The organism is Nostoc sp. DedQUE04 (assembly GCF_034530995.1).
Taxonomy (GTDB): Bacteria; Cyanobacteriota; Cyanobacteriia; order Cyanobacteriales; family Nostocaceae; genus Nostoc.
Map to the genome: position 1 here is coordinate 1 of NZ_JAVRCA010000030.1, position 12061 is coordinate 12061.

Sequence of the window (12061 nt, forward strand, 5' to 3'; positions counted from 1 at the left end):
GTTACTTGGCTAATTTAGAGAGTCGTCTTCTCTAGTAAGTTTTACCACACTAGCTAAAAATGAACCGGTTAAAAGCGAAATAAAATTATTCCAATAAATACTACCAAATCGTCTACGTGTACGGTTAACACTAGATACACCAGCTATCACAGTCATGCTCAAAGCTAAAAGTATTATCAATACAGGGTTGCTGAGAGTAAATACCCACTGCAATATATACCCCACTAGTAACAACTGCACCACCATTCGGAGCGAGGCTATCCCTAGACTTTGCTCTAGCCCCAACTGTAAGCCCAAGGAAAGCCCTATATTGATCACAATAAACAAAGTCGCTAAAGCCAGTTGTCCGTAACTAATCTGGATATAATTAGTTTCCATCAATCTTTTTCCTTCAAGGTAATTTGGCGGTTGGTAATGCGTGACAACTGGGTTGGGTCATGACTTGTCCAGAGATATGCCCGTTGTGGGTCTTCATTTTGCCAAGCTGCAACTAAAGCTTCTAAATTTTGGGCAGTTCCAGCATCCAGTGAGGCAGTAGGTTCATCCAGTAGTAGTACTTTTGGTGAAAGTTGCAAAGCTCGTAAAAAGGCGACAATCTGCGCCTCACCACCAGAAATAGCACTAATCGGACGCTGCAAAAAGTCAGCCGTTTTATGCAAAAGATGCAGATAGTCTAAAATCAACTTGCGGTTGTAAACTTGATGGTGGTGAACTGCTAATCGGTAAACTAGCTGGAGATTTGACTCTACAGTTCCTTCCAAAAGAGCTGGTCGTTGGTGCAAATAAATAACTTGAGAACGATAGCTGGGCATAAACCAGGAATTCATCAGCTGTCCCTGAAAAATGATTTGTCCTGCTTGTACTGGTTCAAGACCAGCTAAGGCTCGTAGCAGTAAGCTTTTCCCAGAGCCAGAAGCACCTACCACCGCTACTCGCTCCCCTGGAAATAATTGAAAACTCAGGTGACTCCAAACCCAGTATTTTTCAACGCTTCGACCCAAGTTTTGTACACAGAGAATCGGGTTATGGGAAGATAATTCTAGTTTATTATTTTGGCTTTGGGTAAATTGCTCTTTCATTTATGCAGGTTGCTTGGTTTGTAACCAACGAATTACTAGAAAACTGATCGTTCCATAAAAAGTTATCAATATTAAAAGCGTTATTTCTCCAAAGAACCATTTGAAATTTAATCCCTCACCTATCCAAAAAGTACCAAATGCCATTAGCATGATACCTGCACTTAGCTTAATTAAGATTTCTGGAACTTGAAGCAATTGTCCATGTAACAAAGTTACTACAGCAATTGTTAAGAAAAATGCTAAAATTGCTCCTAATAAAGATTCATTCCAAGCACTTGATGCTAAACCAAGAGTGGTGACAATAATGGCTACTTCTAATGCTTCAAGAGCAGCACTTTTAGTCATTAAAATAAAATTCAGGAAGTTGAAACCAGTTGTTTCCGTCTCTAAAAAAATACCTTCAGAGGTGAGTGGGTCACTAACCCATCCAGCACGTTTACCCTCAACTTGTCGCCAAACGGACTTTTTCACCCACCCGAAACCGAACCATAGTAGCAACAAGCCAATAAAAATTTGCAGTAATTCTAGGGGAATAGCTTGTAATTGAGTTCCTAATATTATCGCTGCTAGACTAACAACAGACAAACCTACGATTACTCCTAAACTCGCTTCTCGTGGATAACCAGAACGAGCGATCGCATAAGCAATTGCTGCTGTTTCGATAAATTCTACACTGGCACTGCCTAAAGCACTAACAAATACACCAATATTCATACTGCTTTTTTCCTAATCCTTGAATTTTGAGTGACATAATTCCAAATCAAACAGCCTGTAATTTACCCTTACGTCCTACTGGTACACACATTGGCGTTCCCAGAATCGGGTCAGGAATAATACGGCACTCTAACTCGAAAACCTCCTGAACCATTTGCTCACTCATCACTAGCTTTGGTTCTCCAGCAGCAAAAATTCGACCATCTTTGACAGCAATCAGATAATCAGCATAACGGCACGCCTGATTCAAGTCATGCAATACCATCACAATTGTCCTTCCCTGACTTTGGTTCAACTCATACAACAAATCTAAAACTTCTATCTGGTGCGCCAAATCCAAAAAAGTAGTCGGCTCATCCAAAAGCAAAATATCTGTATCTTGTGCTAATGCCATTGCAATCCAAGCACGTTGTCGTTGTCCACCAGACAAAGTATCTAATCCTCTATCTGCCAACTCCAGTAAATCTGTAATTAAGAGTGCCTGTTGCACTATTTTTTCATCTTTGGCTGACCATTGCTGCAACCAATTTTGATAAGGATAACGCCCTTGTGCTACCAAATCTCTGACTGTTAACCCTTCCGGCGCTACTGGTCCTTGGGGCAAAATACCCAACTGCTGCGCTACTTCCTTGGTGGAAAGCTTCAAAATTGAGGTGCCGTCAAGATATACTGTACCGTGATTTGGCTTGAGAAGTCTGGCCAGACCTCTTAACAAAGTTGATTTACCACAACCATTAGCACCAACTAAAGCACTAATTTGTCCGGCAGGAATGGCCAAATTTAAATCTTTAATAATTGGCACACCACCATAAGCTAAAGACAGACTTTTGGTTGATAATCCTTTCATAGTTGATACCATTTTGAATCTTGAAGAACACAGATCGCGTAGCATATCGTAGACAAGGCAGAAGGCAGGAGTGAGAAAATCTTTAATTTTGAATTTTGAATTTTGAATTGATTCGTCCCTTATTTTTTCTGGTTACGAATTAACAAATACAGAAAATAAGGCGCACCAATAGCAGCAGTTACGATCCCACAAGGAAGTTCGATAGATCCAAACAACGTTCTTCCTAGCAAGTCTGCGACCACAACAATCACACCCCCTAACAATGCAGAAGTAGGAATTAACCCTTCATGATTTGTACCTACCAACTGTCTGCCTAAATGAGGTGCAATTAAACCGACAAAACCAATCATTCCGGCAGTAGCGACTCCTGCACCTGCTAAAGCTACACCCACCAGCACTAGCAAACCACGTTGCCATTCCACGCGAGTACCTAAACCTTTAGCGACATCATCTCCTAAATTTAAGACGTTCAAATGTCTTGCCAATGTCAACGCCATTGGTACGAAAACAATCAACCAAGGTAAGAAGGAGAAGACTTGCTCCCAAGTGCGTCCGTAGACACTACCAGCCAACCAAACCAAAGCATTACTAACGTCATAAATATCCCCAAAGGTAATCATCAAGCTGGTGAATGCACTGGCGATCGCAGACAGCCCCACACCCATTAAAATTAGTAAAATCGGCGAACTACCGTTATTCCAAGCTAGGGAGTAAATTAAAACAGCCATTAATAAAGCACCTGCAAAGGCTGAAACAGGCAATGTATAAATCGGTGCTGATGGAAATAGGACAATTACTGTCACTGCTGCTAAACTCGCCCCAGCATTGATGCCAATAATACCAGGGTCAGCTAAGGGATTGCGTGTTAAACCTTGAAAGATAGTGCCAGAAATAGCAAAGGCCACTCCCACCATAAAAGCGACAAGGGTGCGGGGTAGCCGTAGGTTGTGAATCACGAATGTATGGTCTGGGTTGCCCGTATCTAAACCAAGTACAGTTTTGACGATATCCAAGGGCGAAATGGGATATTCTCCTCTGCCTACATTCATCACCATCGCCACTATAATCACCACTGCCAAACATAACAGCATTAGTGGCACACGTCTGTCTATGCGAAAAGATATCGCCTCGAAACGGATGACGAGCCAATCCAACTTCATTTCTTCACCTTTGACTTAGCCAAGTAGACAAAAAAGGGCGCACCAACCAGTGCTGTCATTACTCCCACAGGTAATTCCTGGGGCTTAAGTAATACACGCGCCGTAATATCTGCAACCAAAAGTAAAGTTGCACCTACCACTGCGGAGTAAGGCAAAATCCAACGGTAATCGGCTTTGATGAAAAATCTCACAATATGGGGAACAACTAAGCCGATAAAGCCGATTGGCCCGGCAATAGATACGGAACTTCCCGCCAGTAAAACAACGCTAATAGCCGTGATGATTTTCACCCAAGCTGTCTGTTGACCTAAGCCTTTTGCTATATCTTCACCGAGACTCATGGTAGTAATTTGTCTACCAAGGGCAAAAGCAACGATTAATCCAAGGGCGACGAAGGGCAGTGCTTGCAAGAACATATTGATATCGCGCCCAGCCAGTGACCCAGCTAACCAAAATCTAATTTCTTCTAAGGTGCGTTGACTGACGATCAGGATAGCAGTGGTGAGGGAAGAAATCAGAGCCGTGAGCGCAGCGCCTGCTACTGTGAGATTCAATGGTGTAGCCCCTCCTTTTCCTAGAGAACCAAGGAAGTAGACTAACATCGCTGTGGCTCCTGCACCCAAAAAGGCCACAATGGTTAAAACACTCAAAGACGAGCTGCCAAAAACAAAAATTGTGCCAACTACAGCCAATGCAGCCCCCGACTGAATACCCAAAATCCCTGGATCTGCTAAGGGGTTGCGCGTTAAACCTTGCATTAACGCCCCTGATACTGCCAAGGCTGATCCTACAAGGATAGCAATGAGCGATCGCGGTAATCTCACAGTTTGAATTACTAGATGTTCATAAGAACCATCAAAGGCTATAAAAGATGTCAAAACCTTGTCTAGAGATATTTCTGCTGCACCAAGCGTGACACTGTATACCAAGCAAATCAAAAGGATAACCAGTGCCAAAACCAGACCAGCAAAGAGTGATAATTGTGGCTTTTTCCATCCTCTAGGCGACATTGTGGACGCTTTTGTCATTCTATTTGTGTATTCTCTCAACAGTTAATTGTTTCTTAGCCATCAGATTGATAATTTTGATAAAATTAGGACTTACGCATTGACAAGAAATACCAAATATGGGGAAGTTTAAAAACTACATCTTTATCCTTTGTGTCGTCTAGTTTTACTAGGGCTATCAATACTTGGGGGTATCTCTGACTGTTCGACATCTTTACTAGGGTTATTTTTACTAGGGGTTATTTTTACTGTTCGACATCGTTACTAGGGCTGTTTTCGATATCCCCCAATAATGTGTTTTAGGCAGTCACTACCTTGGGTTGAGGTTTAGTGAATAACTCAGCTAAATGATGAGGTTGGCGATCGCGCCAGTTCCCCTTATGATACGCATACCCCGCGATTAACGGGAACGCCACAGTCGCCTCAGAAAATACCATCTGTTCAGTAGCTTTATCTACCTTCCCCCAAGAATGAGCCTCTTTGAGAGTAGAACCAGATAAAGCCCCATCCCGCTCATCGGCGACAGTGACTTGAATTGTATACTTGTGCATACTCGTATCAAATCCCAGCATTTCCGCAGCTACCACCGTATCCTGAGCGAAATTTTTTGGTACACCACCACCAATCATCACCAATCCAGTGTAGTTGGAAGCCAGTTTGCACTGCGTCAACTCCCGAAAGTCTCGCACTGAGTCAATGCTTAAATGCGATTCTGGAGAATTCCATTGGTGATGCACTAAGCCAAACCCAGCCGAACAGTCACTAAAAGCGGGGACAAAAATTGGTACAAGGTGTTGATAAGCAGCTTGCACTACAGATTGACCATAATTACCCCGGCGTTCTAAATAAACCGCCATCTGCTCAATAAATTCCCGTGAAGAATAGGGACGCTTCTCTAAATTCTCGGCGATTTCTGCAATGGTCATATCACACACCCGCAGTTGATCTTCATCAATGTAAGTGTCATATATGCGGTCTATCCGTTGCTGACGCAGTATCTCATCATCAGCAAAGGGGTCGCCGACATAATGACGATAACCCAACGCTTCAAAGAAATCTTGGTCAACAATATTTGCACCGGTAGATACAATCGCATCTACCATATTGTGAGTAATTAAATCGTGGACTATTCCCTTGAGTCCAGCACTAAATAAAGACCCAGCTAGACACAGAATAATCGTACATTCTTTGTCTTGCAGCATTGCGTCATAAATTTTTGCTGCCCGTCCCAAATTTCGACCTTGGAAAGCTGTTTTACCCATAGCTTCCACCAAGCCAACAACATCGAAAGCTTTGATGTCAATTGGTTGAACGGTCTGTTGCAAAAGTTCTTCACGATTCATGGTAGATTGTCCTTTTTATTGAAAATAAAAGTTATACGGTCTGCATAGCGACTACAAGGCAAGTCTTGCCAATGTACTAGGCGCTTCGCAGTGGTCGTACCAGGACAAACCAGGATCAGATTGCCGTCTTTTATTTAACTTGACGTGCAAATCCCAGATACTCATGAGTTGGATGAAACGATTGTTCAATTTTGCTATTAATAACTTCTCAAACACTACAAGCCACCCATGATACTCAATTTACGCCAAACTAACAAGTGGTTGTCAAAACTAGCTCAATTCTTTCCAATGCCCAATCTATTTCATCTTGGGAAATAACCAAGGGTGGAGCAAAGCGAATGACATTATCTCTAGTTTCTTTAGCTAATAACCCCTCTTTAGCTAAGGCTTTACAAAACCGTCTAGCACCACCAGCTTCGGGGTGCAATTCCATCCCAATTAATAAACCTTTGCCACGCACTTCCTTAATATGTGAACTCTCAATTGATTGTAATTTATCTAGAAAATATTCTCCCAGTTGTAAGGCTTTTTCTGGCAAATTTTCTTCTATAAGAACATCAAGTGCTGCAATTCCAATAGCAGCAGCTAAAGGATTTCCACCAAAGGTACTACCATGATCTCCTGGTTGAAATACACCCATCACTTCGTCAGTAGAAATAAACGCAGAAATGGGATAAAATCCACCAGACAAAGCTTTACCTACAGTTATACCATCTGGCTTAACATTCTCATATTGATGAGCAAACATTTTACCTGTTCTTCCCAACCCAGTTTGAATTTCATCAAAAACCAGTAATACATTATGATGGCGACAGATTTGTTCTGCTTGCTTTAAAAACCCGTTGGGAGGAACGATAATACCTCCCTCACCCTGAATTGGTTCTACCAAAAATGCAGCAGTGTTAGGAGTAATCGCTTTTTCTAATGCTTGGGCATCACCAAAAGGGATAACTTTAAACCCAGTAGTTAAAGGACCAAATCCATCTTGATATTGTTCTTCTGTAGAGAAACTGATTAAACTAATAGTGCGTCCAGAAAAATTATTACTACAAACAATAATTTCTGCTTGATTTTCTGGTACACCTTTTATTTTATAAGCCCATTTACGAATGGCTTTGATAGCCGTTTCCACAGCTTCGGCTCCCGAATTCATGGGTAGCACTTTTGGTAAACCAGAAATCTCAGAAAGCTTCTCATAAAATCTTCCCAATTGGTCATTGCGAAAAGCCCTGGAAGTTAGTGTAACTTTCTCGGCTTGCTCAATCATGGCTGCAAGGATTTTGGGATGACAATGACCTTGATTTAATGCTGAGTAAGCTGAAAGAAAATCTAGGTATTTTTTACCTTCTATATCCCATATCCACACTCCTTGCCCTTTAGTAATGACTACATCTAAAGGATGGTAATTATCAGCACCATATTGTTGTTCTATTTCAATATAATCCTGGGTATTCATAGTGTTGAGGTTGGGAATTCCCAGAGTTACGTTTGTTGCTTGCATATTTACTCCTGATAGCTTTGAGGGGTTGAAATAAAACTAGAAAATATCTGAAAGACTACCAATTGAATGAGACATTCAACAGGTATGAGCATAATTTGAAAAAATCCCGATCAGTTCTTCGTTTTATAGTTCCCAATTTCAGGGCGCTATTTACAATGAGAGCAATACTGCAACTCACTTTTCTTCGGTCTGCATATCAAAGATATACGCAACTTTGATACTGATGGATTTTTTCTAAATATCTAAATAGCCGATAATTATTGACCAGGCATTCCCTTTTTTCCAGATACGCAACTTGTGTAGGACTTCTGCCTACTTTTAGTGAAGAAAACCAGTTGCCCACTCTGTCTGAATGTAAAATTTTGCTGGCATAACAACCAAGGGTGTAAACTACAATCTTTTTAATAATACTTTTATTTATATCCGCAATTCACAGATAAAAAATAAAAGTTGATAAACAGGCGCTGGGTATTCTAACTTAGAGACTTTTGTCTCATTCACAGTTGTACCAAAGTGCCAGATTTATACTCTTATTTTTACCTTACTTCTGATAGATAGCCTACAGAAGTTAAAGGCATAACTTAGTATATCACTGTTTGACATGAGAGCAATTATAAAATCCATTCTTTGTCCAACTTTTTAGACAAATACCTGTTTTTTCCCACAAACTCATTTTGCTGTGTACTTTTCCATCTGGCATAATAGCATCAGTTATAATAACCCGATCAAGGTTGGTTGAAATTAGATATTTGGCTCCGTTCAAATTGGCTTTTGTGAGGTTAGCTTTAGTGAAATTCGTCTGATTTAGATTGGTCTGACTCAAATTAGCTAAAGTTAAATAAGCCGATGTGAAGTTAGCATAACTCAAATCTGCCTGAGTTAGATTTGCTAATATCAGAAAAGATTCTTTGAAGCAAGTTCCACGCAGATCAGCTTCATTCAAATTAACATCCATCAAAGAAGCCTTACTTAAGTCAGCCCAACTAAGGTTTACTCCTCTCAAATTCACCCCTCTCATGTATATTCCTTGAAGGTTTACCCCACAGAAATTACGTTGTCCTGCTGCATACCTCTGCAATACTTCTTCTGCTTCCATGCTTATATTCTCCTTTGTTAACTTTCTTTAGGTAGCAGAATGCTAACAAAGACATCTGAAATTAAACAATTTTAGATAAATTATAATAACGGTTTTGTAAGATTTTTACTTAGGGTTAATTTACTTAATTTCATAAATAAATTTTCCTCTAACTATCTCAGTTCTAATTATCCGATGACTTCTGTTTATTGAGATTTTTAGTAAGTTGTACAATCCAGTTTGGAGTCTCTGCATTTTCCCAACCAGCAGGCCGTTTTGAAATATACCAACCAATTGAACCAACAATTGTAGCTAGTAGAAAGCCACCAAGTATTATTGCCAGCAAAGAAATTTGGATATATCTTGTATATGTAGGATTAGTTGCTATCTCGATCAAGACTAACATTTAAGATTTCATCTCCTGTAAATACACTCACTCTAGCGATATCAAATTAAGAAATGCTGGTTAGTCTTCATTAGTAATGACTAAAAAGAAATTTCTTTTTTAATTCAAAATATTTGAGTAAAAAATCATGATTAATATTTTTTTTAATATTCTTAACTAGCTATAAAAAATTATCTTTTTACATTACTATCCAAACTATCAAATACAGATTAGCATTGAATTCCCAAACTCTCAATGCTGGGGTGGGGGATGAAAAGGTGAAAGATTATTTCAGCGCCTATGCCAGCAAAAAAATAAACAACCAGAAAAACCCAGCTATCACGTCTCACCTTCTTGAAACGCCAACTCCAACGAAAACGGTAGACACCCAGGATTAGTAGCTGCCCACTCGTTGGCTTCTGCAATTAAGGTTTTGTTACCTGAATCGAGATAAAATTGCATTTTTGCACTCTGCTCCAATCTTTCGCGTTCTTTGCCCCGAATTAGGCATCGCGCAATTAGGCAGTACTCTCTAGCTACACGCTTGGCGTGAGATGCTGCTTGGAGTCGCAACTTAGTCAGATTCTTCAGTTCTGACAAAGCGAGAGTTGCTGCTGAGTCGCCTGAAGATGTACTTTGATCGCTAACTTCAGCTTTTTGTGACGTTTCAGACAGCACAATTGCAGGTGTAGGCGCAGTCAGCGGAATACTGGCAGAATTGATTAATAAGTTTTTGTTATTGTAATTTTCAGCCGCGCTGGGGTTAGAAAGGTATTTAGAATACTTATCTGAATTACTTTGATTAACATTTTGAGTAAGTTGTATAATATTTGAAGAAACTGATGAATTATCAGAATTATTGAGAGATAAAGTTAACGACAAATCTTCTGGTTGTAATAAATTCAATTCTTCAGAATTAATATTAATTTCCTCACATTCATCTTGTACCTGTAGTACAAAAAATTCTCCTTCAGACTCAGCAACTTCTTCAAAACTTACGGCTGCCAACTGCCCTGTAGGGGCATCGGCAGCCGGAGGTAAACAGTTACAAAAAACCTTCATATAGTAAAAATGACCGTCACTTTGCTTTTGGCAAGGGTTTTCAACACTCTGTTTTGCAAATGAGTTTTCAAAACTATCAAATTGCCCGTCATTACTTGATTGATAAGGGTTTGAGCTATTTTCTGCCCACGGGTCTAAGATGTAGCGCGTGGGATGCCACAAATGCAAGTGCTTTTGTAGTGTCTCTTGTGAGATAGTTTTGTAAAAGCGGCGCTTGTACTCAGCACGTATTGCTTTACCCCGTTCAGTAGCCCCTACTGGCAACCCTCTATCCCACTCTATTGCCCTTACCACTAACTGGATGCGTTTTTGGGCTTGTTGGCTGCGTTCCCAGTTCTGTTGCTTACGACGGTCAAATGGGATTACGTTGTCTTTGGGTTTATCAATGCTGTTAATGCCTGCTATGGCTTCTGCAAATGTGTTGGCGAATGTACTCAATAGCCGTTCGGGATAACTAATATAGGCGCTGTACCATTTGTTGCGAATTGTGGATTCTACCCAATGCCGCACTCTAGCTTCGATTTCGTGTTGGTGTTGGCAATATTGGCTGTAGCCTGGGGCGTTAATTGCGGTAGTAAGGCAAAATTCGACTAACTTATCACTCTCTAAGTCTAAAAAGACGATTCCGTAGCCTACGAAGATTTGTAGGAGGGTGTTTGTTTGTCCTTTTCCTGTCCAGCCTGTGGTAATGATTTCTTCCCAGTTGGCACGCCACTGTACAACGTCAGCAGATTCTTGCTTGCGATATCTCTCTCGTGAAATTTGTTTTTTGGCTTTGTTCGCTACCCGTTTTAGTTTGGTTAAATCTTGCCGACTTGCCGCGCGATCGCAATAATCGAGGAAGATAGAAACTGAGTCACTAATTGGTTGTAGGTCATCATTAAGTAAAAATGACCCGCTACCCGGTTGCATGGGGCAGCGGATGGCTTTGTAGTTGGTTATTTGTTTGGCACTATATGGTTTGGTATTGGGGAAGATTTCTAGGTGTCCTTGGCGGAGGATAAAGCCTGCGTTTCTTAAGGTAATCTCTAAGGCGCAGGCTAGGGGAAAGGTGGGCAGGGGGGATGCGAAGCTTAGGATTAGGTGATAACCGCCACTAAAGCTGGACTGGAGGATGATGATATCGACTATACCGATGTCTTCTAGCGCTGCTTCGATGCGATTTATGGATTCAATGTTATGGTAGTCGCCTAAGAAATCTAAATCAATTGTGGCGTAACGGGTTGTGTTGTCAAAGCGCAGACCTACTAGTTTTGACTTGTCTTGGTGCAAGTTCCACAGTTGGGAAGGTTGGAGGTAATAATCGATGGTACGCCATGCTGGTTTTACACCTTCTACTAAAGAAGGGGCAACTATCGCCCCAAATGGATGCCAAAAGCGCTCTACGTAGCGTTTGCCCACGGATTCGGCAGGCAGGTGGGGTTTGATTTTCTTTTTTGAAGGCTGTGAAAGGCTTAATTGGGGCTTGTTCTCGACATCTGAAGAGAAATTTTCTTGGTACATGAGTGACTGTCCTGATGATTTTTGTGCATCAGGTAGTCTCGCTGTTGGTCAAAATGTGTTAGCCTAAATTTGAAATTTTATTTTGAATTAAGCGGTTGGTTATCCGCTTGTTGGAGGCGACTGGTAATCGTCTCGTGGTTGAAAGCAAACAGAGGTTTATACTTGTTTAGGCTTAGACATACGTAGGCTTAGGCTAAGATTTAGTCCAACACGCTTCACCAACAACAATGCGACTACCCAACTTTTTTTTGGTAATTATTTAAATGAGGCAGTTCGAGCGAAGTTGTCACTAAATCGACAAAATAGTTTTGGGATGACAATGCAAAGCTAGTAACACCCACCAGTGTCACCCCACATTGGCTCTTGTTAGTACAACTGGTGAAGA

11 protein-coding genes are annotated in these 12061 nt (G+C 40.9%); all 11 read right to left on the minus strand.

From position 1 onward, the window contains the following. Positions 1 to 9: 9 nt before the first annotated feature. The 11 genes from RM049_RS20325 to RM049_RS20375 all read right to left on the minus strand — a co-directional run bounded on the left by RM049_RS20325 (position 10) and on the right by RM049_RS20375 (position 11676). Entirely contained in the window at positions 10 to 378 is a 369-nt protein-coding gene (locus tag RM049_RS20325; RefSeq protein ID WP_322705443.1) for an ABC transporter permease, read from the minus strand. Continuing rightward, positions 378 to 1079, minus strand: a complete 702-nt coding sequence (locus RM049_RS20330; protein ID WP_322705444.1) for an ABC transporter ATP-binding protein — start codon at positions 1077 to 1079, stop codon at positions 378 to 380. Before RM049_RS20330 ends, RM049_RS20325 begins: the two co-directional genes overlap by 1 nt. Beyond that, on the minus strand, positions 1080 to 1793 hold the full coding sequence (locus RM049_RS20335; protein ID WP_322705445.1) for a hypothetical protein: 714 nt from the start codon (positions 1791 to 1793) through the stop codon (positions 1080 to 1082). Between the two features lie 46 nt (positions 1794 to 1839). Then, a complete protein-coding gene (locus RM049_RS20340; RefSeq protein WP_322705446.1) occupies positions 1840 to 2640 on the minus strand; it encodes an ABC transporter ATP-binding protein in 801 nt (266 codons plus the stop codon). 119 nt (positions 2641 to 2759) lie between these two features. Continuing rightward, on the minus strand, positions 2760 to 3800 hold the full coding sequence (locus RM049_RS20345) for an iron ABC transporter permease (protein ID WP_322705447.1): 1041 nt from the start codon (positions 3798 to 3800) through the stop codon (positions 2760 to 2762). Beyond that, positions 3797 to 4828: an iron ABC transporter permease gene (locus RM049_RS20350; RefSeq protein WP_322705448.1), complete on the minus strand. Its 1032-nt coding sequence runs from the start codon at positions 4826 to 4828 to the stop codon at positions 3797 to 3799. Before RM049_RS20350 ends, RM049_RS20345 begins: the two co-directional genes overlap by 4 nt. Before the next feature lie 278 nt (positions 4829 to 5106). After that, positions 5107 to 6150, minus strand: coding sequence for a 1,9-bis(guanidino)-5-aza-nonane synthase (locus RM049_RS20355; RefSeq protein WP_322705449.1), 1044 nt, complete (start codon positions 6148 to 6150; stop codon positions 5107 to 5109). 250 nt (positions 6151 to 6400) lie between these two features. Beyond that, entirely contained in the window at positions 6401 to 7651 is a 1251-nt protein-coding gene (gene rocD / locus RM049_RS20360; RefSeq protein WP_322705450.1) for an ornithine--oxo-acid transaminase, read from the minus strand. Between the two features lie 589 nt (positions 7652 to 8240). After that, positions 8241 to 8747 carry a pentapeptide repeat-containing protein gene (locus RM049_RS20365; RefSeq protein ID WP_322705451.1) on the minus strand — a complete coding sequence of 169 codons (507 nt, stop codon included), beginning with the start codon at positions 8745 to 8747 and terminating at the stop codon, positions 8241 to 8243. A 163-nt stretch (positions 8748 to 8910) separates the two neighbouring features. Beyond that, entirely contained in the window at positions 8911 to 9132 is a 222-nt protein-coding gene (gene psb35, locus RM049_RS20370; RefSeq protein WP_322705452.1) for a photosystem II assembly protein Psb35, read from the minus strand. A gap of 318 nt (positions 9133 to 9450) precedes the next feature. Further along, positions 9451 to 11676, minus strand: a complete 2226-nt coding sequence (locus RM049_RS20375) for a hypothetical protein (protein ID WP_322705453.1) — start codon at positions 11674 to 11676, stop codon at positions 9451 to 9453. Between the last annotated feature and the right edge of the window lie 385 nt (positions 11677 to 12061).